This window comes from Candidatus Midichloria mitochondrii IricVA (genome assembly GCF_000219355.1).
Lineage (GTDB): Bacteria > Pseudomonadota > Alphaproteobacteria > Rickettsiales > Midichloriaceae > Midichloria > Midichloria mitochondrii.
The window spans coordinates 434,905-458,958 of sequence record NC_015722.1 but is presented as its reverse complement, the minus strand read 5'-3'; the positions used below and the strand labels follow the sequence as shown (position 1 = coordinate 458,958).

Genomic DNA, 24,054 nt, shown 5'->3' with positions numbered 1-24,054 from the left:
TCACACTTCAGCAAATTGTTTAAGCTCATTTAACAAGTCTTGATTATAAATAAATGGATTACGTGCATGTGAACCAGTGCTAATATTATCTATTGTCAAAGCAACCTTCACCTCGCTAGTAATAATTAAGTCTATACTAATCTTGTATTTTGTTAAGATACTGAAAATATTGGCAAGGAATCCATAAGCGTTAAGCATTTTTAGACTCGTTATTGTTACAAGAACTTGCCCTGAGCGCATCGTAATTGCACTAATTCTAGAAGCCAAGGATTTATTATCCTTGATATTTATAAGCGTGCTGTTTCTTTCTGGTTCAAATGTGGATAGAATACGTACTCCTGTTCTGCTTCTAACGCATGGTTCTATTGTTGCAGGGTGTAGTACTTTAGCCCCAAAATTCGCCATTTCAGCAATCTCTTGAAAATTAAGCTCATCAATAAGCTGAGCTTCATCAGTAGTATTAGGGCCCATAGTATAAACTCCAGGGACATCCGTATATATTAGTAATTCATCAGCCCCTATAGCTTCTGCTATGAGCGCTGCACTATAATCACATCCACCTCTACCAAGAGTCGTTGTTTTACCATCCAATGTGCTACCTATAAACCCTTGAGTAATGCAAATATTTGTGGAAAGATTTTGCATACGCTCCTTTATTATACCTATTTCTGGCGCAGCCTTACCGAAATGATCATCAGTAATTAAATAATTGCGTATATCAATTAAGTCGATTTTGATGCCCTGTAAATTAAGAAAGCTGTATACAAGAAGAGATGAAAGATCCTCTCCTAGAGACAAAATATTATCAATTTTTTCTTTATCAATAATGTCTGTATTCAACAATTGATCTAACCTTGCGACTTCTTTTTTTATCTTATCATCGATTGATAAATTTAATTCTTGCGCAATCTTCAAATGAATATTTAATAATTCTTGGATTAAAATAGGGCGTTGAGCTTGGTCCGCGTTTATTAAATTGACTAATGAATTTGTAACGCCCCCCACCGCGCTCACAACTACTATCTTAATTTCTGGGTTAGCCCTTAGAATTTTAGCAACTTGCCTAATTGCCTCTGGAGTTTTAACGCTCGTCCCCCAAAATTTTACAACAATTTTACGCACCATAATGCATCCCTTTCACGAAATTAATATAACTTTCCATGTTAGCAATAACTGCACCTGCTGCTCCTCTGACAAGATTGTGAGTTAAGCAAACAAGTCCTATAATATTTGGTTTATCGCCTTGACGTAAATGTCCTATATGAGCACGCATGTCGTTATGAGCCAAATCCTTTGCGCTTTGTGGCCGTCCATTTTTGTTATGAATAACAAAAAGCTCAGAATATTTTTTATTCCAGGCTAAGTAAGCTTCAATTGCTTGTTCAGGCCGCACGCTTTTCTTAAACACAACATGTAGGGTTACTGTATGGCCATACATTACAGGTACCCTATGTACGTGTGTTGTGACAGAAAAGCCTGCATAATTTTCTGCAGTACCCAGTATCCTCTTAGTTTCTTCGGCAATTTTTTCAACTTCATTAGAAATATGCGGTATAGTGTTGCCCAGTATATCAAGAGAAGGTACTCCTGGGTACCCAGCACCGCTTATGGATTGGAGCGTTACCACGCTTACATGCTCTATCTCTCCCAAATTTACAAGAGGTACAAGGGCCAATGTCACGCCAACTACCGAACAATTAGGATTTGTAATGATTTTACCTTTTGTCTCCTGCTTCTCTAATAGTGACAAATGATTAAAATTAATTTCTGGAACTAATAATGGCACATTTTTATGCATTCTAAAGGCAGAAGCATTTGAGAAAACTATTTTCCCTTGTTCCGCTAGGGCTAGCTCTACTACTTCCGCAACATCTGCTGGTAAGCAAGAAATAATAAAATCTGCCTTTAAATCTTGAGCTGAACTTAGTTTTATTTTAGAAATATCTTGTGGTAATGACATGATTGGTTCACGCCAGTCACACACTTCACCAAAGGTTTGTCCAATACGTTGATCCGAGGCAACCAACTCTATTATGTTAAAACGCGGGTTACTAGCTAAAAGCGCAATTGCTTTTTGTCCCACGACGCCAGTGGCCCCCAAAATGGCAACAGAAATATACATAATTACCTTTCTAAAGAATACATATATAAAGAAACAAAGGATGAAAGTCTTATAGCATATGTCAATATGCTATAGTTCAAGAATATGGCTAGGAGCGCCGCTTTCACTTCAAAAGAAGTGTCAAATTTTATACAAAAAACTACCATATTAATAATTAATACTTACACAAAATTAACTATACTGTGATAACCACGCAACCCTTTCATTCTGCACAGTAATATTCTGTAGTCAAGCAATAAAATTCAGCTCTTTATTTTAGCAAGCATATTTTCCACCAGCTCAATATTTGGAAATTCCGCTTCTATTTCGAGCACTTGAGTTAAACTTTGATATTTTTTAGGTAAACGCACAAAATCTTTCGAGGAAGTTATGACGCTGCATTTCAAAACATTAGCGTGATTATAAATCGCATCCAATTCTGACTCACCAAACATATAATGATCAGAAAAAATAGCAGATTCTTTTACTTTTATATTATATTTCTTAGCTGTTTCTAAAAATTTTTTTGGATGTGCAATTCCTATTATTGCAAAAAAATCTTTATCTTTAAATTCCTCTATACCTTTCGGAGTGATGATACAGGAAGTAATTTTAGTTTTTAGCAAAGGTATAGTTTTTGAAAATCTATAATTGATAAAATTAATAGTCTCTTTGATCTTATCTTCATTAATACCGGAGACGATAACTAAATCTGCTCTTCCTAGAGCACAAACCGGTAATTCTCTTAAAGGGCCAGCTGGTAACAAGAGCAGATTTCCAAACATATACTCAGAATCTATTACAAGTATTGATAAGTCTTTGTGTATACTGTTATCTTGTAATCCATCATCCAAAACCACTACATCAAAATCGTCAGCTTGTGCGGCGAACACTCCTTGAATCCTTTTCTGAGCTATATAGGTCGGAGCAAAGTTGCTCAATAAAATCGCTTCATCTCCTACATTACTTACGTTATGCATCTTAAGATCCACTGCAATACAGATACTATGCTTGAGCAAATTGGCTTTGTAGCCATGTCCAATAAAGGCTAGATTTTTCTTGTGTTTCTTCAATAACCGACCTATAGCAATTACAATTGGCGTTTTCCCAGAACCGCCTACCGTCAAGTTCCCTACGCATATGACCGGCATATTTGCTTTTTGTTTTTCAGTGAAAAAAACTTTTATGGTATGGACGATAATATATATCCATGAAAATGGACGCAGTAACTTATTAATAAATAAATTCTGCCTCCATAACCTATCGACCATCAAGTGTTCTACTTTACTCAAAAAATTCATTTCCATGTAAAAACTCTACTTTTAGTTTATAGATACACTCATAGGTTCAAAAAGCAAATAAAAAAGCCTCATATTTAAAATTAATATGAGGCTAAAATAATATTTTATTAGTTGGCCACAGTAACCGCTCTACGATTTTTAGCATAGGCGTCTTCCGTAGTGCGGTCATCAGCTAACCTTTCTTTTCCATAAGATATCACTGTTAACCTACTAGGTGAAACGCCACCTTTGCTTGTTAAGAACGACTTAACAGCATTAGCGCGTCTCTCGCCAAGCCCTATGTTGTACTCGGCTGTACCGCGCTGATCAGCATGTCCTTCTATCGTAAAGGTCGCTGTGCTATATTTTTGCATTAGCTCTGCTTGCTTAGCCAAGATTGCCTTCGCTTCTTCAGAAAGAGAAGAATTGTCAAAAGCAAAGTACACTTTGTCCCCCACTTTTTGTGTTAACTCTTCAATAAGAGCTTTTGAAGCTTTAGTTGAACTGAGAGCTTTGCTATCAGAACCAGATTGTACGCATGCTGTTAGCATTGCTAAAGCACACACTGTTAAAATTGTTTTTTTCATAATGATAACTCCTACAAGTAATACCGAGATAGTTGGTCGACCTCTCTACAAATCTAACCATTAACTCGTTTTTTTAAATAGGTCAAATAAATTTAAGTTATGCCAACCCATCCGTTATAATGATGTTATTTGAAATTATAATTGTCAATTGAGTTTTCAGTATATTTTGCAGCTTTTTCGCTAGTTAAAAATTTTTATGCATTTTTTTAATTTTGCAATTTGTTATAGCGTAAACTTCATCACAATAATCTAATTCACTCATGTCGTGAGTAATCATAATAGTTGTCATATTATGATTTCTTAAAAGATGATGAGTAAATCTCATAACTAATTTCGCCGCCTCCGGATCAAGAGCCGCGGTATGCTCATCCAATAATAAAATTTTCGAAGGTCTTAATACAGCCATTAATAGACTCAGTATCTGCCTTTGCCCCCCAGACAGCATAAAAACTGGTTCATCCAACTTATCTTCTAATCCAGCATTAAGTTCCTGTAACTTTTTTTTAAAAAATGCTCTGGGATCTTTTTTAAGGAACAATACCAATGTCCTCTTTAGATCGCGTCTGCTAGCAAAAATTAAATTCTCTAAAACCGTTAGATTCCTAGCGGTGCCCTTTCCCGGGTCTTGAAATACGCGGCTTATAAATTTTGCTCTGTCAAAATCTCTAATATTAGTACAATCTTGATTACCTATTATAACTTTGCCTTCATTGACTATAACTTCTCCTGCAATAACTTTTGCTAGTGTAGACTTTCCCGCGCCATTGTTACCTATTAGCGCAGCAAACTTACCCTGAGTTATGGTCATAGACACCTTATCAAGAACTACCCTTTCTAGAGTAGTACCCTTATTATAAATCAAGCTAATATCTTGCAGCTCAATTGACATTTTAACTTCCTCTCTCGTTATTTCTTTTGCTTAGCATAATGAAAACAATTAGAACAGCGGTGATAATATAGATATCTGAAGCTCTTAATATAGAATCAGCAGCATCAAGAGATATCGCTATCAAGGTGTTATAGACTATCGCACCCAATAAGCAAGAAAAAGATATCATCAGCATATTACGACTAGATATGATTCTTTCTCCAACTATAACACTGGCAAGGCCTATTACAATCACCCCATTACCCATACCTATGTCACAAAACCCCTGTAATTGAGACAACAAAGAACCTGCTAAAGATGTTAAACCATTACTCAAGATTAAGACCGAATAAACAACTTTATTATAATCAACACCGTAAGCGTTTCCCATAATTGGATTTTGCCCCGATACTCTTATTCCAAGCCCTATTTCTGAAGAAAGAAAATAAGCAAGCATTATAGTGATAATAATTACTATAGATGCCGTAATTATTATTGAGTTTGAATTAGTGTATATAACCTCTTGGTCTAGTAACACTAAATTCGGTTTGCCCATGATTCTCAAGTTAATTGAATGCAATCCGATCATGATAATGATGCTAGATAAAAGATTCTGTATTTTGCACTGTAAATTTAGAAAGGCTGTTGCTGCTCCGGCAAAAAAGCCCATAAGAATCGCTGAAAAAGTTGAAACTATGGGAGGAAAACCATTTATTATCAACACAGTAGATACAGCCGCTCCTAGAGTGAAGCTACTATTTACTGTTAAATCTGGAAAATCTACAATTCTCAGCGTTAAATAAATACCAAGAGCAATCAGGCCATATATAAGGCCAGTTTCTAAAGTATAGTATACAAGATCTGATATCATTCTATAACCTCAGATGCTACACTTACAATACTCTTATCAATTTTAATTTTTAAATTTTTTGCTGCTACCTTCATATTGATTTTTAGTTCAATTTTTTCTGGAAATTCTACAGGAAGTTCATATGTTGTTTTTTTACCTAGTAATACTTTTTCTATTATTTTGCCAGTCTGTATACCTATCTTATACTGATCTGGACCAAACGCAGCCAACACCCCATTTTTTATGGTATCAACATCACTACAAAAGACTGGTACCATAAAACTAGAAGCAATTTTTGTAATGCCCCGTATTGAAGATAAAGCCGTATTATCGTTCGAAACAAATATAGCGTCTATTTGTTTATGTATCAAGGACTGCGTTGCAACTATTACATCGTTGCTTGACGATATTACAGCCTCCAATATCTCCAAATTAAAGTCCTTCGCGCTTTCCTTGACTCTGCGCAATATTTCCATTGAGTTAGCTTCTGTTGAATTATATATCACACCAATTTTTTTAGCCTGTGGCAAAATATCAACTATCAATTTAAGCTGCGGCTCAATATTGATCATATTGGACACTCCAGCAAAATTTGTAGCAGTCTCTTTTAAATCTTTGATTAAGCCGGCTGAGACAGGATCAGTTACCGAACTAAAAATTACTGGAATCTGATCATTCTTTAAGAAGGCCTGAGCTGCAATAGTGCCAATTGCAACTATTAATTTTGGTCTAGCGGTAGTGACTCTTTTGCCAATTTGTAGCGCCAAGGTGGTATTACCCTGGGCGTTTTCATATCCTGTACCAAACCGACTACAGCATCTTCTTAAATAGTCTTCTATGCCTTTCCTCGTCGAATTTAAAGCGTCATGCTCAACTACCTGCAATATCACTACATCATTATTGTTTTTTTTGAATGTCTTAAATAGTTGAAAAAGCTTAAAAATTACCGCAAATGATAATACGAGTATTAAATAATATTTATTTTTCATATGTTATTATAAAGTTTCTTGAAAATTATTTACCTTCCGATGCAAGTACTATGTTAGCATATTTTATCAATGAACTGAAGACTTGTATTGTATTTTGTAAAGTTTTGCAAGGTAAAATAAAATATATATTATCTTTTTTATTGTCTATATACTTCATCAAATTAGGAGAGAAGAGATGATTCTTGTTATTTTTTGTATAGATATCTAAATGGACTTTTTTTATAAAGATGTATATGATACGGAATATAAAAGAATTTGTTATTTAAGTATGTCGTTGCTTGACTCAGAGTCGGTATATAAGCCCTTTCATTACCCCGAAGCTTATGATTATTGGAAATTACAGCAACAACTTCATTGGCTACCCGAAGAAGTTCCTATGGCAGACGATGTAAAGGACTGGAAAAAGGTTTTGACTGAGCCAGAAAAACACCTTTTAACGCAGATCTTTAGATTTTTTACCCAGGCTGATATAGAAGTTAATAATTGCTACATGAGGCATTACTCGCGAGTATTTAAGCCGACAGAAGTACAAATGATGTTAGCAGCTTTTTCTAATATGGAAACTATCCATATCGACGCGTATTCTCACTTATTGGATACATTAGGTATGCCAGAAGTCGAATATAGTGCTTTTCTTAAATATAAGGAAATGAAGGAGAAGTATGATTATATGCAGCAGTTTAACGTGAATTCTAAAGAGGATATAGCAAAGACCTTGGCAGTATTTGGTGCTTTTACCGAAGGATTACAGCTTTTCGCTTCTTTTGCAATGTTATTAAACTTCCAAAGATTTGGTAAAATGAAGGGTATGGGCCAAATTATTGCCTGGTCAGTAAGAGATGAAACCCTGCATACTAACGCTATAATGTGGCTATTTAAGGCATTTATCACTGAAAACCCCGAGGTTTGGAATAAAAAATTAACCGACTTCTTACACGAAGCCTGTGAGACTATTATAAAACATGAAGATGCATTTATAGATTTGGCATTTGGATTCGAAGGAGCTATAGAAGGCATGACCGCATCTGATATCAAGCAATATATAAGATATATAGCCGATAGAAGACTTACTCAGTTGGGTTTGCGAGAACTCTACAAAATTGAGAGAAACCCTCTTCCGTGGCTCGACGAAATTCTGAATGCTCCGGAGCACACAAATTTCTTCGAGAATAGAGTTACTGAATATGCTAAAGCCGCAACTAAGGGAACATGGGAAGAAGCATTCGCGGTATAAGTTATTTATCCAATGAGTATTATTAGAAATGCGGCTGTTGTTTCAATAACAACCCTAGTGTCAAGAATATTTGGCTATATTAGAGATGTAGTTATTGCTTCTTATCTAGGTACAGGCCCGCTTAACGATGCGTTTATTGCGGCATTTAAATTCGCCAACTTATTTAGAAATATTTTCGGCGAAGGAGCATTGACGGCTGCGTTTGTCCCTATTTTTACTTATAAATTATCGCAAGAGGGAACGAAAAAAGCCTTAGAAGTGGCAGCCCTAGTTCAATCCATTTTAGCAATAACCTTAACCTTGTTTTGTTCTATTATAATATGTTCAATGCCGTATGTGTTAAAGATTACCACTCCAGGATTTGCAAACAAGGGGTACTACTTTGAGATGGCCGTTACATTGAGCCGCATTACTTTTCCTTATTTATTCTTTATCTCTTTAGCGGCCTTCTATGGAGGAATACTTAATAGTATCGGTAAATTCATGCCATTTGCCGCCACCGCAATAATTTTTAATATCTCTATGATATTATTTGCTCTCCATATTAATGATGAACGAACTAAAGCACACGTAATTGCTCATGGCGTACTAGCCGCAGGTGTTTTAGAACTTTTGTGGATGGTCTTCTTTTTAAAAATCAATAAAATGTCCGTACCAATTAGGCTACCCTCGATCAATCCAGATATCAAAACTGTTTTAAATAGAATGGGAGCGGGAGTTTTTGGATCTGGTATAGTGCAAATTAATACTTGGATTGATATGGTTATAGTTTCCTTTGTACCCGGAGGGTTATCTTATATCTATTATGCAGACAGAGTTATGCAATTACCACTAGCTATTATTGCTACTGCTACTTCGACCGCATTGTTGCCCGCACTTTCAAGACATATTGCAAATAACAATTACACGGAACTAAAACACAGTAAAGAAGCAGCTATCAGAATAGCTGCATTCTTTTTAATTCCTGCAACAATGATATTATATTTATTTCCTGATGATATTGTAAGGATGTTATTAGAAAGGTATGAATTTAACTCTGAATCAACAAAAAATACCGCTGCAGCCCTTAGGTTTTTAGCACTTGGCCTACCTGCATATGCATTAATTAAGTTATTCAGCAGTAACTTTCATGCCCATGGAGATATAAAAACTCCAGTAAAAATAGCCGCTTGTGCATTGTTGATTAATGTATTACTCAGCATATCTTTAATCACTACCTTAAAACATGTGGCAGTTTCGGTTGCATCCGCCATTGCAGGCTGGTTTATTGCTATCACGATGGTAATGATATCTAAAAAAAGAAATTATTACCAATTTAGCACGCATTTGTTAAGGAAGTTAGGACTTTTTATTTTTAATGCAACAATTGGTAGTGCATTAATATACGCACTTCTTAATATATTAAATGCAAACGCATTTATCAGCCTGACTGCAGGCGGGGTATTGTATATCTCGATGCATTATGTAATCAACTTATTACTGCTTAATATATTTAAACTTAAGTAATTATCAAGATTTTGAATATTTTTGCTATACAATAGAATTTTATGTTTGTAGAATCAGAAAAGTAAAGAATTAATATATACTTAGAGCTGTGGCAATGCAGAAAAATAAAATTAATACTATTCCTCTGGTTACATTAATCCCAAGTATTATCACCATGTTCGCACTGTGTTTGGGCACTACAGCAATTAGATATGCTTTAGAGGCGAAATTTGATATAGCTGCCGCCTTAGTCATCGTCGCATCAATTATGGATGGTTTAGATGGAAGAGTAGCAAGGCTTCTGAACTCAACAAGTCATTTTGGCGCTCACCTAGATTCTTTAGCTGATTTGGTGAGCTTTGGAGTTGCCCCTGGAATGGTGTTATATCTGTGGTCTTTACACCAACTGACATATAAAGGCGTAGGTTGGGCTGTTGTGTTATTTTATATAACCTGCTCCGCATTTAGATTAGCTAGATTTAATGTTCAAACAGGTGATTCATCTGAAAGAAAAAATAATAATTTCTTTACTGGAGTACCAATGCCCGCAGCTGCTGGCTTAGTGCTACTACCATTGGTAATCACCTTTAACATTACAGAATATAGGTTACCCAATGCAGTGATAGCTGTGTATGTAGCTTTAATTGGAATGATGATGATCAGCCAATTACCAACTTTCTCTGGAAAAAAAGTTAGCGTTAAGAGAGAATATGTAGTTCCTCTTTTGGTACTCACAGGAGTTATGATGGCTGGAATTCTTATTGAACCCTGGTTTATATTGCCTTTAATGGGTGTTGGCTACATATTGTCTATACCTATAAGTGCCATTTATTATTACAGATTTTATTACAATAAAAAATCAACTGCAGAAAAATAGTGTGGTTATGAAGGAGAGGAAGGTAGTTTTTTCGGGGGTACAGCCGAGCGGCATTATTACTCTTGGTAATTATTTGGGGGCAATAAAAAACTGGGTCGAAATGCAAGAGAGTAATGATTGTCTGTTTTGCGTAGTTGATTTGCATGCCATAACCATCTATCAAGATCCAAAAATTTTAAGCCAAAATATACTTAACGTTGCAGCTATATACGTCGCTTCCGGTTTAGATCCACAAAAATCTATAATATTTCAACAATCTTCCATCACAGAACATCTTGAGCTAGCTTGGGTTTTAGGTAATCACACTAGGCTCGGTTGGTTAAACCGCATGACACAGTTCAAAGATAAAGTTGGAAAAAATAAGGAAGCGGCTTCTTTAGGTTTATATTCTTATCCTGTTTTGATGGCTGCCGATATTTTACTTTATAACACAGATTTAATACTAGTTGGCGAAGATCAAATTCAACATATTGAGCTTTGTCGTGATATTGCAGGCGCCTTTAATAGACAATACCAAATTGATTATTTTAAAATGCCCGAAGCCCTGACCAACCAAAATGCAAAGCGTATAATGAGCTTACGGGATGCGAAGAAAAAGATGAGTAAATCTGCCCCTTCAGATGCAACCAGAATAAATATCTTTGACAGTAACGAAGCAATAGAACAAAAAATTAAAAAAGCTACAACTGATTCTTTTGAAGGAATTTGCTTTGATGAAGAAAACCGCCCAGAAATAAGCAACTTGCTTAATATATATTCTGCATGTTCCGGCAATTCTATAGAATCTTCTGTACAAGAGTTAAAAAATTGCAGCACAAGTCAGTTCAAAGCAAGGCTTACAGAAAGCATTATAAGCGCAATAGCGCCGATTCGAGACCAAGCATTTAAAATCCTTAAGAAAAAAGAGGTTGTAGTCAATATATTAAAAGAAGGACAAAAGCGGGCTAAAGAATCAGCAAGCACTAACCTTAAGAAGGTTTATGAAATAGTTGGGTTATCAGTCTATTATTAAACTCAAGCGTCTCAGCAGTAAATCCTGGCCAAAGCAAGACAAAATCACAACTCTTCTATTTTGATATTATGATTTGTGTAAACACATATATCAGCTGCTATATGAATTGATTTTTCAGCAATTTCTCTTGCAGAAAGAGCAGGATTACTTAAAAATGCCTTTGCAGCAGCACGAGCATAATTACCCCCAGAGCCAATGGCTGCAATATTATCCTCAGGTTCTAAAACGTCGCCTTGACCAGATAGAACTAATAGGACATCCTTATCAGCGACAATTAACATTGCTTCTAGCCTCCTCAAGTATTTGTCCGTACGCCAATCCTTTGACATCTCCACAGCTGCCCTTAGAAGGTGATTATTATGCTTCTCTAGCTTTACTTCAATCCTCTCAAAGAGAGTAAAAGCATCAGCGGTTGAGCCTGCAAACCCCGCTATAATTTTACCACTATTACTTTTTCTGATTTTATTGGCAGTTGCTTTCATAACGGTATGGCCAAGGCTCACTTGCCCATCGCCCGCAATCGCAACCTTGTTATCTTTCTTTACTGCAATAATAGTAGTAGCATGCCACATTTTAATTACCTAATTTACATAACACGGGCACATGGTCAGAAGCTCTCTCCCAGCCCCGCGCTTCTTTAAAAATTTCAGCTTCTGACATCATATCAGAAACATTGGGAGAAACCAATATATGATCGATACGCATACCACGATTTTGTATATAACCGTTTCCTCTATAATCCCACCAGCTAAACTCTTGAATACCTGGATTCATCGCTCTAAAAGTATCGATAAAACCGCTATTTATAACTCCCCTAAATTGGCTCCTTTCTTTTATATGAAAGCAAATAGAGCCATCTAAGCCCTTGGGGTTATAAACATCTATTTCCTCTGGAGCAACATTTAAATCGCCACCAACTATAATATTTTCTTCGGCTTTAGACAAATGGATTAGATGTTGTTTAAGAGCATGCAAAAACTCTAATTTATATAAAAATCGATGTGACCCTACCTCTAATCCATTTGGTACATAAACCGATATAACTCTTAAGGGATAGTTATTGATAGTAGTAAATGCCTCAATATATCTAGCTTCTGGCGGCCAATCTTCAGAAAGAGTAGGCAGCCCTAGTATACTATCTTCTATCGGGCTTTTGCTGAGTATAGCAACACCATTATAGCTTTTTTGCCCATAGACTTTAATATTATAGTTAAATTCCTCAAGCGCCTCAAAAGGAAATTTTTCTGCTTGGCACTTAGTCTCCTGCAACAAGACTATCTCAGGTTTCTTTTCTGCTAAAAACCTCCTTAAATGATGGATCCGGGCATTAATTGAATTGACGTTCCAACTAACAATTAGCGCCATGCAACCCTCCACTCATTTTTGAGTCATAAATATTATCTAAAAACGCCCAAATCAATTTAGCTACTTTTATAGCTGCTTTATGGGCAACTTCTTGTTCTGCTTCGCTCAATTTATCAAGTAAAGCTTCACATTCTGCTGAATGCCATTCATCAGCTTTAGTGTGCACTTTAAAAAATTGCAATCCAGGATTCTCATTATCGTATCCATAGAATTTTTTATCTTTGATTCGGCAACCACTGGGACTTGTTGTTCATATGCAAACAACGCTCCAAGACCTGCAGCGTACGAAGACTTGATTAACTCTAAGAAGCCTTCAACTAAATTTTTTGTTGCGCTTTCAGCGCGTGTAGAAGAAACTTCTTCCCTACTCTCCCCAAGGCTTTCAGCAAACCTAAGCCATAGCTCCGGGTGATTTTCATCACCCCTTTCTTCATCTATTAAATTTTCTAAAAGAACTCGACGATCAGTAATAGATAAGCACTGCGAATGCACTCCGCTAACATATCTAGGAAAGGCCTCAACGTTTTTAAAATACTGTTTGGCATAGCGCTGCAAAGTTGATATCTCTAGAGCACCTTGATTCCAAGCTTGGTAAAAAGGATGCTTCAGCAAATGATACTTGGAAAGATTTTGGACTAAAGTAACAGAAAACATAATGCCTCACTCTTTAATTGCACATCTTATGCTTTTTATACTCTTTGCAGAATAAGTCAAAGCAATTATTTTTGATTATGACTTGACCGCTCTAATATATAGTGATATAAGTACCTCACAAAAGGGTTGGGCTTTTTCTCAACCTTTTTTTGTTTATATATTTATATGATTTCCTATTTGAAAAAATTTTCATCTTAATGAGTATATTTCAGAATAATTTAGAAGAAAGGATAGCAAATGCTATTGTAGGTCCAATTGAAAGTCTGGGATATGAACTAGTTAGAGTAAAAATAATTAGTACAGGCAAACATAACACTTTGCAAATTATGTTTGATAAAGTCAACGGTACAGCAGTCAATATAGAAGATTGTAAGAAAGTACATTACACAATCTCCCCACTACTGGATGTTGAAGATATTATAGAAGACAAATATACACTAGAAGTTAGCTCTCCTGGAGTTAATAGGCCACTTACTCGCGATAAAGATTTTATTAATTATATCGGTTACGCAATAAAATTAACTACGAAAATTCCAATAGGCAACAGGCGAAGGTTTAAAGGCGTGCTGAAAGAATTTTCAAATAATGAATTAAGTATCGAACTTAAAGATAATAATGGAATTATAAAAATAAATAAAAACAATATAATGGAAGCGAATTTGCTTTTTGAAAAAGAGGAGACATTATGGCAGTAGCAGGTTTTGGTGGAGTTGAGATCTTGCAAATAGTTGATGCTGTATCAAGAGAGAAATCAATCCCGAAAGAAAGTGTAATTAAAGCTTTAGAAGAAGCTTTAAAGGTTGCAGCGAAACGCAAGTATGGTAGTGAACAACAAATAAGAGCTGAGATTGATAGAAAAACTGGTGAAATAAAGCTTTACAAGGAGATATTAGTTGTTGCTAGTCAAGAAGAAGTTGATAGTAAATATACAGAAGAAAAAGTGCAAGCGATTACCCTAGAAGACGCAAAGCTTAAAGATATTAATATCGCAGTCGGAGATATAATATGCGAATCACTCCCTGCAATGGATATTGGAAGAATTGCTGCACAATCCGCGAAACAAGTAATCACTTCTAAGGTCAAAGAAATCGAGAAAGATCTACAATTTGAAGAATTTAAAGATCGCATTGGAGAAATCATTAATGGGGTAGTTGAAAAAGTTGAATACGGTAATCTTATCGTTAAACTTGGTTCAGCAGAAGCGTTGCTTAGAAGAGATAATTTATTGAGAGCTGATCACTATAGGCAAGGTGATAGGGTAAGAGCATATCTAGTTGATATAGATAGGCAAGCACGAGGTCCACAGATTATCTTGTCTAGAACTCACGAGCAATTTGTTGCAATGTTATTTGCACAAGAGGTACCTGAAGTATATGAGAATATTATACAAATCAAAGCAATTGCACGAGATCCTGGCTCCAGAACTAAAATTGCAGTCTATTCTTCTGATCCAGCAATAGATGCAGTTGGATCTTGTGTTGGAATTAGAGGAGCTAGAGTTCAAGCAGTAATTTCAGAACTTAAAGGAGAGAAGATCGACATAATACAATGGACTGCGGATTTAGGTGTGTTAATAGTAAGCACATTAGCCCCTGCTTCAATAACCAAAGTGTTAATTGATGAAGAGCAGCACAAAATCGAAGTGGTAGTCCCGGAAGATCAACAAAGTATAGCGATCGGTAGACAAGGCCAAAATGTACGATTAGCATCTAAATTAATAGGTTGGAAATTAGACGTACTAACCGAAGAGAAAGAGGCTAAACGTAGGCAAGATGAATTTAGCGCAGTGACACAAAAATTTATGGAGGCTCTTGATCTTGAAGAAATCTTAGCACAATTGCTCGCTTCCGAGGGATATAATTCTATTCAATCTATATCAGACGCTAATATCAATGAATTAAGCACTATTCAAGGTCTTGATGTGGAAATAGCTCAAGAATTAATAAACCGGGCAAAAAATTATTCCGAATCTCATGCTGATGCTAAGGAAATTATTGCTCCATCGCACCTGCACGATATCGCTAACAGTCCATTGCTTAGAATCAAAACGGTGACCCCAGAGCTTGCTAAGCGCCTTCATGATAATAACATTAATAAAATTATTGATGTCGCAGATCTTTCTCGGGATGATTTCAAAGATATAATTCCTGATTCTGAACTAGATGATGAAGTGATAGATGTAATTATTATGGATGCCAGAAAGAAATCTTATTTCAATAAAAGCAATAAGATAGTATAGTATCAGTGCCTATTGCTGATCATAAGGTGCTGTAAAAAAAGAGGTAAAACTAAATGACTAATAGTAATGATAGTAATAACACTATTAAGAAGCCGTTAGGGTTGTCAAACAGTAAGCTTGGCTTATCAAGTAAACAACCCCTTGGGAAAGGTCAGGCTGATGCCTTAGGTCCAAAATCTTCTCCTAACCGCTTAAGAGGGAGCTCATCAGTGATCGTAATCACTAAAAACAAGCCCGCACCTAACTCCCCTACTAGAACTGCCCCTGGAGCCTTGAGCAAAGAGGAGCAAGAAAAAAGGTTGCGTTTACTAAAAATGGCTGAGGCTGAAAAAAGTAAACAGCAACGTGTTATTATCAAAACAGAAACTCAGAAAGAAGAAGATATAGAAAAGACCAACAGAAGTGAGCTTGTCGAGAATTCATCTGAAAGCCTCTCCAAAGAACACAGCAATACGGTGATCTCGACAGAGATCTCAGAGAATAGCGCTCCATCTCAAGAAAAAACTGAGCGCCGCGATTTTATAAAAACCCTCAGCTCAAATCGAGGCAAGGTTAGAAACCTAAATCAAATTTTAACTCCATCTCCACAGTCAAATGAAGATAATGAAGTGGAAGAAGTGCTAAAGCCTTTTGAGGAAAAAAATATCAGGATTATTTCCGATACCGTTGTAAAAAAACATCATTCGATCGGAGCTCATAAAAAGAAAAAAGGTACACCTGATGAAGAATTAGAAAGCGCAACTCAAATTAAAAAGGTGCTTGGTGATGCCGATACAAAAAAATTAGGACGGCATAGTAACAAAGGAGCATTATCTCACTTTGCTATGCTGAAGAGCGACGAGGAAGAAGATGAGCAGTTTATAAGACAAATTGGCGCTTCAATTAGAAAATCTAAGAACAAAAAAAATCGTAATACAACTCCTACTCAAGAAAAAATATTTAGAAAAGTTTCTATACCTGATTTTATTACTGTCCAAGAACTTGCGAACAGAATGACGGAAAAGGCAGTTGATATAATCAAATCTTTAATGAAAATGGGGGTAATGGCAACTGTTAATCAATCAATAGACGCAGATGCTGCAGAATTGATTGTACTGGAGTTTGGTCATACGCCAAAAAGAGTTACTGACGTAGAGGTCGAAAAAGGTCTATTGAATGAAACTCCTGATAATCTAGAAGACATGGCGCCGAGAGCGCCAGTTGTTACAATTATGGGACACGTTGATCACGGTAAAACCTCATTATTAGACGCTTTAAGGCTCACAGATGTTGCTGCCAAAGAAGCTGGAGGAATTACTCAGCATATAGGAGCATATAGCGTACAACTCGCTAACGGCAAATATATAACCTTCTTAGACACTCCAGGGCATGAGGCGTTTACTGCAATGCGTATGAGAGGAGCAAAAGTTACCGATGTAGTGATTCTAGTAGTTGCAGCTGATGATGGTATCAAAGAACAAACTATAGAAGCGATTAACCACGCTAAGGCTGCTAACGTACCAATTATTGTGGCCATTAATAAGATAGATAAACCAGAAGCAAATACAGAAAGAGTAAAAAACGAATTGCTAAGCCATGGCCTCGTTCCAGAGGATATGGGAGGCGATACCATTGTGGTAAATGTTTCGGCTAAAACTAAACGAGGACTTGATGCTCTTGAAGACACCATATTAGTGCAAGCGGAGTTAATGTCTTTAAAAGCTAACCCAAAGGCTCCTGCAAGCGGAGCTGTTGTTGAAGCAAGAATGGATAAAAGCAGAGGTGCGGTTGCTACTTTACTTGTTCAACGAGGCACTTTGAAAATAGGCGATATTATAGTTGTAGGAACATGTTATGGTAAAGTAAAAGCCTTATTAGATGACAAAGGTCACACTATAAAATCATGCTTACCTGCATACCCGGTTGAAGTTTTTGGCCTCAACCAAGCTCCTGTTGCTGGTGATACATTTACAGTTGTGAGTAATGAAAACACCGCAAAAGAGTTAGTTGATTTTAGAATGCATAAAGAAAAAGAACATAAAGCTGCATCTTTGAGAAAAGATCCTTTGGAAAGATTGTTTACTAAAGCTAAGCAGGATGGATCTCATAAAGAACTAGCCATAATAATAAAAGCTGATGTGAATGGCTCTGCAGAAGCCATTGCTAATAGTTTAGCTAAACTTCCAAGCGATGAGGTAACGTTAAGAATACTCCATTCAGGTGTTGGTGGAATAACCGAATCAGATGTCACCCTTGCTGCTGCCTCTAGGGCATTAGTAGTAGGATTTAATGTCAGGGCTAACAATCAAGCACGTGATATGGCTGGGCAATTAGGAGTGGACATTAAATATTATTCAATAATTTATAACTTGATAGATGATATCAAAGCTGCAGTAAGTGGTCTATTATCTCCTATTATAAAAGAAAAATTACTGGGTTATGCTGAAATTAGGCGGGTATTCGATTTAAGCAAATTTGGAAAGGTTGCTGGATGTATTGTAACTGAAGGGATGGTTCAAAGAAATGCTTCAGCAAGATTGCTGCGAGACAACATAGTAATTCATGAAGGCAAATTAAAAGCCTTGAAAAGATTCAAAGAAGATGTTAGGGAAGTTAAAGCAGGATTTGAATGCGGTGTGTCTTTTGAAAGATATGAAGACATCAGAATCGGTGATAGAATAGAGGTATTTTCTTTAACCGAGGAATCGAGGCAAATTTAGAAGTTAAAAAATGGCTATTTCTAAAAAAGATCGTGAACTTTTGAGCTTATACCAACGCTCTGGATCTGATCTTTTTCTTGAAGAAACACCACAAAATCGCCAAAGTCCGTCCGCCTCCTCAAGAATTACTAAGAGAAAACATAAACGAATCGCTTCTCAACAACCAGTAAAGAGCGAATCATACACAGAAAGGAGCGCCTCTAGAATAATGGCTGATAACTCTGATAACTTTCAGGAGCTATGCGAAGCTATAAAAAAATTCGATGGTTGCGAAATAAAAGAGGCTGCAATCAACACCGTAATCTACGATGGACAAGTTGACGCAAAAATAATGGTTGTAGGCGAAGCACCAGGCGCTAATGAGGACGAGCAGGGAATTCCATTTTGTGGTCAAAGCGGCAAACTCTTAGATAATATATTTAAAACAATCGGCCTTAGTAGAAAAGAGAACTTGTTTATTACTAACACCGTTTTTTGGCGCCCCCCAGGCAACAGGAGACCAACTCCAGAAGAAATAGATGCCTGTCGTCCCTTTTTAGAAAAAATGATTTTTTTGCTGCAACCAAAGCTAATTATCATAGTAGGCAGTACTGCTATTGAATCCTTGCTTCGAATTAAATCCGTTTCTATGAATTCACTGCGCACTCAAAACCACTTGTACTCTAATTGCTATCTAGGCTCAAATACCACAGAAGCAACGGCAATTTTTCATCCTGCTTACTTACTTAGGCAGCCTGCACAAAAAAAAGCCATGTGGTTTGACATTTTAAAAATTTCTAAAATGATAAGGCCCTTTATAAGCTACTAGTATAGTTTTAATGCTGATATAAAGTTGCCATTTAGTAATTGTCCAGATTATCTTCACCTATCCTTCATCTGGAAAGTGTACTTATTATAAAGCAAACACATTAAAATGATTAGTTAAAAATTTGGCAATTGATTAGGGGCTCTGGTGTTAGTTCATTGGTGTCAATTCTTTATGCTTTCCAACTTCTCATTTCACAATATTTTACCAGCTACCTCGCTCCATATCATGGCCTTTTGGCCTATTACTTTTGCATTAGCACTTTTATCTATTCAAATTTTGCTATGGAGTTTCACATAAATAACCTCAGTTTGACGTAAGGAGTATGCCCGTGAGCCTATTTTTCCATGAGATATATTGGGTTTGAAGACATAAGCCAAGAGCCCTGCCAAGAAATTGCTTGGCAAGCGATGCCGTGTGGTGCTGGATTTGGCAAATCTCTTTCAATTGTCCGATGGCCGTTTCAATCAATCCACGCCCTTGCAAAAAGCAGTTGTTTAAAAGCCGCAAGCGGGTTTTGTTTTTCATGTTTTTCTTAAGCCGTGGGTGACAAGCTTAATACCTTGATTGCTCAGTGTTTTTCTTAACCCCGGTTTGAGATAAGTTTTAAAGAAATTATCTGATATGGTTTTAAAGAAGCTGTATAACCATTAGGTTCTTCTCAATTTCACGATAAATAAGAAAAGTGGTTCCCCTAGTAGAAATATTTTGTTTGATTGATGGTTTTTGCAAGCAACAACTCATGTACCAAAGATCCTTAAGAAACTCGCAGAGACAAAGGGAATGAGAGTCTGGGATGATGCTTTCCGAAGTTATAACGATCCTCGTTTTGTTTCATTTGGGCATTACCGGATTCAAAGATTTTTACCTAAACTGTGTTCAAACCTCTCTCAGAGAGGAATTGCCGAAGCTTATCAGCTACAATCGCTTTGTTGAGCTGATGCGAGACGCGGTCATCCCGTTGGTCATTCTGCTGAATTGCTGCAAAGGGAAACAAACAGGTACGTTGACTCAACAAAAAGCTGGAAGGTTTGTCATAACTCACGTACTAGCAGTAATAAGATCCTTAAAGGCATCGCTCAGCGTGGGAAAACGTCGACCCGGATGGTTCTTTGGCCTCAATGATCAAGGAGAAATTATGTCATTCACACTGACTTCGGGTAATACAGATGATCGAGCCGCTGTCGGGAAACTGACTCAATATTTGATAGGCCTTCTATTCGGAGATCAGTGGTATATAAGCAAAAACACTGAGCAATCAAGGTATTGAGCTCATCACACGGCTTAAGAAAAACAAAACCCGCTTGCGGCTTTTAAACAACTGCTTCTTGCAGGGCGTGGATTGATTGAAACAGCCATCGGAGAATTGAAAGAGATTTGCCAAATCCAGCGCCACGGCATCACTCGCCAAACAATTTCTTGGCAGACCTCTTTCTCAGGGCTCTTGGCTTACGTCTTCAACCCAATATATCTCATGGAAAAATAGGCTCACGGGCATACTCCTTAACGTCAAACTGAGGTTAACTTATGTCAACAACCATCTAAAACATCTTTGCATTATTAATGAATTCCAGTAAATAAGCAGGTTAAATATAGCGCTATACAGACAAAGCCGCATGAAAAGATTACCAGATTTTAGAAAATCTAGTCTCTGCTTCACGGATAATTGGCAGCCTCCCGCCGGCCAGCCGCGTCCAACCCCCCCCCTGAGCGCGCCAATTACCCCTTATCAGGAGAGGCTTTAAAACATAAAGGGAATACACTCTTTTTCATATTACTTTTTATACTCACAAGCTTGTTTCGCCTTGCAAGCGAAGCTTGCTAGGGGGGCAGAGGGTAGGCCATAATCTTTTCATTGCAAATTCGCCTTATCTATACCAACAGTTAAAGAAGCACAAACAACCCTTGGTATCTGCGTCAGGTCCAGAGCCATTTGATCGATATTAAATCCTTGGTTACTGATAAGTTTGCTCAAGGTATCTAACTGATTATAACCAATCTCAAAAAACGCTTTACCGTCTGTTTTTAGATATTCAGGCAGCTTTTCTAAAATAGCTTCATAACAGGCAAAGCCATTCGCATCATCTGTCAATGCAACTTTTGGCTCATAATCTTTAACCCCTTGCTCAAGGCTCAACCACTCTTCTTTGCTTATATAAGGAGGGTTAGAGGTGATGATATCAAATTTTTCTTGCCCTATATTCTCAAACCAATTACTTTTAGTAAACTGTATTCTGCCACTCACCTCTAGCTTATCTGCGTTGGCTTGCGCTATTTTCAAGGCTCTGTCTGATATATCAACTCCTGTAGCTTTGGCATTAGGATAGACCTTTAAAAGCGTGATCGGCATGCAACCGGTGCCAGTACCAAGGTCTAATATATTGAGCTGTTCATTTGGTTTAGTAAAACATTTTTTCACCGTTTCGATAATCAATTCTGTTTCAGGTCTTGGAATTAAAACATCTGGGGTAACTATGAATTCATAATCCCAGAACTCTTTAGAACCTAGTATATAAGCCATAGGTTCTCTCTCGATCCTTCTTTTAAGTAAAGCTTCGCAAGCCATTATTTGCTCCTGATCCACTTCATCCTCATAAAGCATAAATAATCTCTCTCTATCTTTAATGTTAAGTACGTGCATTAACAATAAACTCGCCTCTAAGTCCGGTGTTGCAGTGATATTATGTCTTATTAAGCCTTGCTTTATTTTCTGTGCCAAACTTTTTATCTGCATTTTTAATAACTTCTTTTTCGGTAATAATTAAATTAAGCGCAACATCATGTGCTTCAGATGGAATATTTTCAACCTCCTGAACAGAGAAAGCAATACCGATACTAAGAGCCGAAGGATAGGAACGTAAAACTTTGTCATAGTATCCAAAACCATACCCAAGTCTATGATTTTTTCGGTCAAATCCAAGCATTGGAACTATAATTATCTCTGGAATGACCACGCGACCTACGCTAGGATCTGGCTCAAGGGTTGACCACTTATTCATTAACAGATTTGACTCTAACAACCATTCTCTAAAAATCATTTCCTGGTTTTCAATAACGGGCAAAGCGAGCTTCTTATTTTTTAGCCCTCTCAAATACCTAGTTATATCTACCTCATTATTCATTGGGCAATAGGCTGCAATATTATTTGCGTTTAAGTATTTATCTACTGCTTCAGATATAGCTTCAGAAGCCTTATTGCGACAACTTGCATCTAAGCCAAAGCGAATTTGCTTTAGTTTTTTTCTCAAGCCTACCTTAATTAAAGATATTGGATCCCGATTTTGTTCCATTCATCTAAAAACATTGTGAAATGCTGCTTTTTCCTCTTTTTTCCAAGAAAGAAACCAAATCATTTATCATTTTGTTATAAGATTCCTTCGATACTCTTGCTATATGGTATGCGTGTCTTATGTATAGCAAATAAGTGTTTATTACATCTAGTTCACAATAATCCCGTATTTCTTGCAGCTTCCCTTCATTGTACATGACCTCGACCATCGAACCTTCCGTTTCAAGCTTACCTGGGAAATTTAACATGGCACAAATTTCATTCATTTTAATCCTAGCTGAACTTCCAAAATCAGAAAAAGCATCTATTAAATCACAATGCCAATCTAGGCTATACTTAGAGTGGTAGTTGTTCCACTCATCTCCACTCTGATGCAACCACTTTGCCTGAATCCCATGAAGCATGGCTCTATATTTTAAAACTGGAAGATCAAAGGTACGCCCATTGAAAGAAACTAATCTTGGGTGCATACCAGAAAGGTAATGAAAAAAGCCTTTCACTATCTCCCTTTCATCTGAAGCTAGAGCGCCCCCTGAACGTATCTTTTTTAAATGATAAAACTCCTGATTACCATTCCCCTCTATTTCTGCTTCTAGAAAGCTAATAGCAATAACTCGATGAAATGGCTGTTTGAAAAAGGGGTTTTTGCCTCCTGTTACCTCCAAATGGTAATTCACCAGAGCTTGCCTGAGTGCATTTAAATCCTCGGTTGCACCCAACAAATTTGCCGCAGCTTTCAAGTCCGGCACTGTTTCAATATCAAAAACAAATAAATTTTTATGCAAAACCTCAAACCTCTAAAACACTTTCAATTTACTCGCTCTCTTTATGTAATTGTTTTTCCAGCTCTACAAAACTAGGCTGATATTCCGTTGGTATGTTTGCTCTCCCCATTTCAACGGCAACTTGAGGAAGATTCCCACATAAATAGGAAATGATCACATCTCTTACCACAAAATATAAATGCATATCTTGTTCATATATCGATTTTATTTTATTGGCAAGTGGACCCGCAACACAATATGCTAAAAAAACTCCTAAAAAAGTTCCAACTAAAGCCCCCCCCCCGATCATTTTGCCCAATACGGGGGGTGGTTGATCAATACTTGCCATAGTCTTTATTACCCCTAACGCGGCAGCAACGATCCCAAGAGCGGGCAAACCGTCCGCGACCACTTGTAAAGCATGTGATGAGGCCAGTAGCTCATGCTCTATCTTTATTATTTTCTTATCTATTACTTCCTCTATTTGCATAGGATTATCGACATTTAATGAAATAACTCTAAAAGTATCGCAGGTTAGCTCCAATATTCTACTGTTAGTTAATACACTGGGATAAGACTTAAAAATGGCACTATCTCTAGGATTTTCAACATGTGCTTCTAATGTCAGCACCCCTTTGGTTTTAGCCTGCTTAGTAATATCATACAATAACAACAAAACTGCTTCATAATCTTTTCTCTTATACTGACTTCCCTTAAACGATATCAATATATCCTTTAAAGTAGACTTAATTACATGCATTTTATTTGCTACTAAAAAAGAACCAACTGCTGATCCTCCTATTATGCCAATTTCCATAGGTAGTGCAGCTAATATTACCTGTAGATTGCTCCCCCTAACATATAGGCTCCTAATACCATCACACAAATAAACAATAGACCAAAAACCATCAACATATTATTAACCACTAAAATAAAATCATTGCCTTGTAATAAAC

General features: G+C 36.7%; 26 protein-coding genes and 1 pseudogene. 11 read left to right on the top strand and 16 right to left on the bottom strand.

The features are described 5' to 3' along the window. The 7 genes from MIDI_RS02455 to MIDI_RS02425 all read right to left on the bottom strand — a co-directional run bounded on the left by MIDI_RS02455 (nucleotide 1) and on the right by MIDI_RS02425 (nucleotide 6,675). Nucleotides 1–1,125 (bottom strand): aspartate kinase, encoded by a 1,125-nt coding sequence (locus tag MIDI_RS02455; RefSeq protein ID WP_013951008.1) that lies wholly within the window; start codon nucleotides 1,123–1,125, stop codon nucleotides 1–3. Continuing rightward, nucleotides 1,115–2,122: an aspartate-semialdehyde dehydrogenase gene (asd, locus tag MIDI_RS02450; protein WP_013951007.1), complete on the bottom strand. Its 1,008-nt coding sequence runs from the start codon at nucleotides 2,120–2,122 to the stop codon at nucleotides 1,115–1,117. Before asd ends, MIDI_RS02455 begins: the two co-directional genes overlap by 11 nt. Nucleotides 2,123–2,364: 242 nt before the next feature. Beyond that, nucleotides 2,365–3,402, bottom strand: a complete 1,038-nt coding sequence (lpxK, locus tag MIDI_RS02445) for a tetraacyldisaccharide 4'-kinase (RefSeq protein ID WP_160162212.1) — start codon at nucleotides 3,400–3,402, stop codon at nucleotides 2,365–2,367. Nucleotides 3,403–3,509: 107 nt separating this feature from the next. Further along, the gene (locus MIDI_RS02440; RefSeq protein WP_013951004.1) at nucleotides 3,510–3,968 is read right to left on the bottom strand and encodes an OmpA family protein; all 459 of its coding nucleotides are present in this window, start codon (nucleotides 3,966–3,968) and stop codon (nucleotides 3,510–3,512) included. Between the two features lie 184 nt (nucleotides 3,969–4,152). After that, nucleotides 4,153–4,857, bottom strand: a complete 705-nt coding sequence (locus tag MIDI_RS02435; RefSeq protein WP_013951003.1) for an ABC transporter ATP-binding protein — start codon at nucleotides 4,855–4,857, stop codon at nucleotides 4,153–4,155. A gap of 1 nt (nucleotide 4,858) precedes the next feature. Then, on the bottom strand, nucleotides 4,859–5,707 hold the full coding sequence (locus tag MIDI_RS02430; RefSeq protein ID WP_013951002.1) for an ABC transporter permease: 849 nt from the start codon (nucleotides 5,705–5,707) through the stop codon (nucleotides 4,859–4,861). Further along, a complete protein-coding gene (locus MIDI_RS02425; RefSeq protein WP_013951001.1) occupies nucleotides 5,704–6,675 on the bottom strand; it encodes an ABC transporter substrate-binding protein in 972 nt (323 codons plus the stop codon). Before MIDI_RS02425 ends, MIDI_RS02430 begins: the two co-directional genes overlap by 4 nt. A gap of 268 nt (nucleotides 6,676–6,943) precedes the next feature. Between MIDI_RS02425 and MIDI_RS02415 the strand changes: the two genes are divergently transcribed. The 4 genes from MIDI_RS02415 (at nucleotide 6,944) to trpS (ending at nucleotide 11,283) form a co-directional block, all read left to right on the top strand. After that, the gene (locus tag MIDI_RS02415; RefSeq protein WP_041185654.1) at nucleotides 6,944–7,909 is read left to right on the top strand and encodes a ribonucleotide-diphosphate reductase subunit beta; all 966 of its coding nucleotides are present in this window, start codon (nucleotides 6,944–6,946) and stop codon (nucleotides 7,907–7,909) included. A 12-nt stretch (nucleotides 7,910–7,921) separates the two neighbouring features. Further along, complete coding sequence (gene murJ, locus MIDI_RS02410) at nucleotides 7,922–9,415, top strand: murein biosynthesis integral membrane protein MurJ (protein ID WP_013950999.1); 1,494 nt, start codon at nucleotides 7,922–7,924, stop codon at nucleotides 9,413–9,415. A gap of 94 nt (nucleotides 9,416–9,509) precedes the next feature. Beyond that, the gene (gene pssA / locus MIDI_RS02405; protein WP_013950998.1) at nucleotides 9,510–10,271 is read left to right on the top strand and encodes a CDP-diacylglycerol--serine O-phosphatidyltransferase; all 762 of its coding nucleotides are present in this window, start codon (nucleotides 9,510–9,512) and stop codon (nucleotides 10,269–10,271) included. 7 nt (nucleotides 10,272–10,278) lie between these two features. Next, complete coding sequence (trpS, locus tag MIDI_RS02400; RefSeq protein ID WP_013950997.1) at nucleotides 10,279–11,283, top strand: tryptophan--tRNA ligase; 1,005 nt, start codon at nucleotides 10,279–10,281, stop codon at nucleotides 11,281–11,283. A 44-nt stretch (nucleotides 11,284–11,327) separates the two neighbouring features. Here the strand turns inward: trpS and hslV are convergent, their stop codons facing one another. From hslV to MIDI_RS02385, 4 genes are read right to left on the bottom strand one after another with little or no spacing between them, the layout of a single operon-like run. Continuing rightward, nucleotides 11,328–11,855, bottom strand: coding sequence for an ATP-dependent protease subunit HslV (hslV, locus tag MIDI_RS02395; RefSeq protein WP_013950996.1), 528 nt, complete (start codon nucleotides 11,853–11,855; stop codon nucleotides 11,328–11,330). 1 nt (nucleotide 11,856) lies between these two features. Further along, nucleotides 11,857–12,648, bottom strand: a complete 792-nt coding sequence (xth, locus tag MIDI_RS02390) for an exodeoxyribonuclease III (protein WP_013950995.1) — start codon at nucleotides 12,646–12,648, stop codon at nucleotides 11,857–11,859. Continuing rightward, nucleotides 12,632–12,757, bottom strand: a complete 126-nt coding sequence (locus tag MIDI_RS09710) for a hypothetical protein (protein ID WP_272940985.1) — start codon at nucleotides 12,755–12,757, stop codon at nucleotides 12,632–12,634. The genes xth and MIDI_RS09710 overlap by 17 nt, the downstream gene beginning before the upstream one ends. Then, a complete protein-coding gene (locus tag MIDI_RS02385; protein ID WP_013950994.1) occupies nucleotides 12,754–13,302 on the bottom strand; it encodes a CADD family putative folate metabolism protein in 549 nt (182 codons plus the stop codon). The genes MIDI_RS09710 and MIDI_RS02385 overlap by 4 nt, the downstream gene beginning before the upstream one ends. 197 nt (nucleotides 13,303–13,499) lie before the next feature. On the opposite strand from MIDI_RS02385, the gene rimP reads away from it, so the two are divergent. The 4 genes from rimP to MIDI_RS02365 are packed head-to-tail and all read left to right on the top strand — an operon-like array spanning nucleotide 13,500 to nucleotide 19,048. Beyond that, entirely contained in the window at nucleotides 13,500–13,997 is a 498-nt protein-coding gene (gene rimP / locus MIDI_RS02380; RefSeq protein ID WP_013950993.1) for a ribosome maturation factor RimP, read from the top strand. Continuing rightward, nucleotides 13,988–15,541: a transcription termination factor NusA gene (gene nusA / locus MIDI_RS02375; RefSeq protein ID WP_013950992.1), complete on the top strand. Its 1,554-nt coding sequence runs from the start codon at nucleotides 13,988–13,990 to the stop codon at nucleotides 15,539–15,541. The genes rimP and nusA overlap by 10 nt, the downstream gene beginning before the upstream one ends. Nucleotides 15,542–15,594: 53 nt before the next feature. Further along, nucleotides 15,595–18,240, top strand: coding sequence for a translation initiation factor IF-2 (gene infB, locus MIDI_RS02370; protein ID WP_013950991.1), 2,646 nt, complete (start codon nucleotides 15,595–15,597; stop codon nucleotides 18,238–18,240). Between the two features lie 10 nt (nucleotides 18,241–18,250). Beyond that, the gene (locus MIDI_RS02365; RefSeq protein WP_013950990.1) at nucleotides 18,251–19,048 is read left to right on the top strand and encodes a uracil-DNA glycosylase; all 798 of its coding nucleotides are present in this window, start codon (nucleotides 18,251–18,253) and stop codon (nucleotides 19,046–19,048) included. A gap of 303 nt (nucleotides 19,049–19,351) precedes the next feature. Here the strand turns inward: MIDI_RS02365 and MIDI_RS06895 are convergent, their stop codons facing one another. After that, on the bottom strand, nucleotides 19,352–19,573 hold the full coding sequence (locus MIDI_RS06895) for a transposase (RefSeq protein ID WP_013950989.1): 222 nt from the start codon (nucleotides 19,571–19,573) through the stop codon (nucleotides 19,352–19,354). A 198-nt stretch (nucleotides 19,574–19,771) separates the two neighbouring features. Here MIDI_RS06895 and MIDI_RS07860 point away from each other — a divergent pair, with 198 nt between their 5' ends. The 3 genes from MIDI_RS07860 (at nucleotide 19,772) to MIDI_RS08480 (ending at nucleotide 20,531) form a co-directional block, all read left to right on the top strand. After that, complete coding sequence (locus tag MIDI_RS07860) at nucleotides 19,772–19,981, top strand: hypothetical protein (protein WP_148234107.1); 210 nt, start codon at nucleotides 19,772–19,774, stop codon at nucleotides 19,979–19,981. Beyond that, complete coding sequence (locus MIDI_RS10575; RefSeq protein WP_192805756.1) at nucleotides 19,947–20,315, top strand: transposase; 369 nt, start codon at nucleotides 19,947–19,949, stop codon at nucleotides 20,313–20,315. The genes MIDI_RS07860 and MIDI_RS10575 overlap by 35 nt, the downstream gene beginning before the upstream one ends. Before the next feature lie 72 nt (nucleotides 20,316–20,387). Then, nucleotides 20,388–20,531 carry a hypothetical protein gene (locus MIDI_RS08480; RefSeq protein WP_160162211.1) on the top strand — a complete coding sequence of 48 codons (144 nt, stop codon included), beginning with the start codon at nucleotides 20,388–20,390 and terminating at the stop codon, nucleotides 20,529–20,531. Nucleotides 20,532–20,897: 366 nt separating this feature from the next. Here MIDI_RS08480 and prmC read toward each other — a convergent pair whose 3' ends face one another. The 4 genes and pseudogenes from prmC to motA form a co-directional block, all read right to left on the bottom strand. Next, nucleotides 20,898–21,764, bottom strand: coding sequence for a peptide chain release factor N(5)-glutamine methyltransferase (gene prmC / locus MIDI_RS02350; RefSeq protein ID WP_160162210.1), 867 nt, complete (start codon nucleotides 21,762–21,764; stop codon nucleotides 20,898–20,900). Continuing rightward, nucleotides 21,727–22,335, bottom strand: coding sequence for a 5-formyltetrahydrofolate cyclo-ligase (locus MIDI_RS02345; RefSeq protein WP_013950986.1), 609 nt, complete (start codon nucleotides 22,333–22,335; stop codon nucleotides 21,727–21,729). The genes prmC and MIDI_RS02345 overlap by 38 nt, the downstream gene beginning before the upstream one ends. Then, nucleotides 22,305–23,119: pseudogene (locus MIDI_RS02340) on the bottom strand (3'-5' exonuclease). The gene MIDI_RS02345 and the pseudogene MIDI_RS02340 overlap by 31 nt, the downstream one beginning before the upstream one ends. A 28-nt stretch (nucleotides 23,120–23,147) precedes the next feature. Beyond that, nucleotides 23,148–23,984 carry a flagellar motor stator protein MotA gene (motA, locus tag MIDI_RS02335; RefSeq protein WP_202795476.1) on the bottom strand — a complete coding sequence of 279 codons (837 nt, stop codon included), beginning with the start codon at nucleotides 23,982–23,984 and terminating at the stop codon, nucleotides 23,148–23,150. Nucleotides 23,985–24,054 lie beyond the last annotated feature (70 nt).

What these genes read in the sequence shown, in the direction of transcription:
- MIDI_RS02455 (WP_013951008.1), bottom strand. Translation starts at nt 1,125, where the DNA reads ATGGTGCGTAAAATTGTTGTAAAATTTTGGGGGACGAGCGTTAAAACT.
- asd (WP_013951007.1), bottom strand. Translation starts at nt 2,122, where the DNA reads ATGTATATTTCTGTTGCCATTTTGGGGGCCACTGGCGTCGTGGGACAA.
- lpxK (WP_160162212.1), bottom strand. Translation starts at nt 3,402, where the DNA reads ATGAATTTTTTGAGTAAAGTAGAACACTTGATGGTCGATAGGTTATGG.
- MIDI_RS02440 (WP_013951004.1), bottom strand. Translation starts at nt 3,968, where the DNA reads ATGAAAAAAACAATTTTAACAGTGTGTGCTTTAGCAATGCTAACAGCA.
- MIDI_RS02435 (WP_013951003.1), bottom strand. Translation starts at nt 4,857, where the DNA reads ATGTCAATTGAGCTGCAAGATATTAGCTTGATTTATAATAAGGGTACT.
- MIDI_RS02430 (WP_013951002.1), bottom strand. Translation starts at nt 5,707, where the DNA reads ATGATATCAGATCTTGTATACTATACTTTAGAAACTGGCCTTATATAT.
- MIDI_RS02425 (WP_013951001.1), bottom strand. Translation starts at nt 6,675, where the DNA reads ATGAAAAATAAATATTATTTAATACTCGTATTATCATTTGCGGTAATT.
- MIDI_RS02415 (WP_041185654.1), top strand. Translation starts at nt 6,944, where the DNA reads ATGTCGTTGCTTGACTCAGAGTCGGTATATAAGCCCTTTCATTACCCC.
- murJ (WP_013950999.1), top strand. Translation starts at nt 7,922, where the DNA reads ATGAGTATTATTAGAAATGCGGCTGTTGTTTCAATAACAACCCTAGTG.
- pssA (WP_013950998.1), top strand. Translation starts at nt 9,510, where the DNA reads ATGCAGAAAAATAAAATTAATACTATTCCTCTGGTTACATTAATCCCA.
- trpS (WP_013950997.1), top strand. Translation starts at nt 10,279, where the DNA reads ATGAAGGAGAGGAAGGTAGTTTTTTCGGGGGTACAGCCGAGCGGCATT.
- hslV (WP_013950996.1), bottom strand. Translation starts at nt 11,855, where the DNA reads ATGTGGCATGCTACTACTATTATTGCAGTAAAGAAAGATAACAAGGTT.
- xth (WP_013950995.1), bottom strand. Translation starts at nt 12,648, where the DNA reads ATGGCGCTAATTGTTAGTTGGAACGTCAATTCAATTAATGCCCGGATC.
- MIDI_RS02385 (WP_013950994.1), bottom strand. Translation starts at nt 13,302, where the DNA reads ATGTTTTCTGTTACTTTAGTCCAAAATCTTTCCAAGTATCATTTGCTG.
- rimP (WP_013950993.1), top strand. Translation starts at nt 13,500, where the DNA reads ATGAGTATATTTCAGAATAATTTAGAAGAAAGGATAGCAAATGCTATT.
- nusA (WP_013950992.1), top strand. Translation starts at nt 13,988, where the DNA reads ATGGCAGTAGCAGGTTTTGGTGGAGTTGAGATCTTGCAAATAGTTGAT.
- infB (WP_013950991.1), top strand. Translation starts at nt 15,595, where the DNA reads ATGACTAATAGTAATGATAGTAATAACACTATTAAGAAGCCGTTAGGG.
- MIDI_RS02365 (WP_013950990.1), top strand. Translation starts at nt 18,251, where the DNA reads ATGGCTATTTCTAAAAAAGATCGTGAACTTTTGAGCTTATACCAACGC.
- MIDI_RS06895 (WP_013950989.1), bottom strand. Translation starts at nt 19,573, where the DNA reads ATGAAAAACAAAACCCGCTTGCGGCTTTTAAACAACTGCTTTTTGCAA.
- MIDI_RS02345 (WP_013950986.1), bottom strand. Translation starts at nt 22,335, where the DNA reads ATGGAACAAAATCGGGATCCAATATCTTTAATTAAGGTAGGCTTGAGA.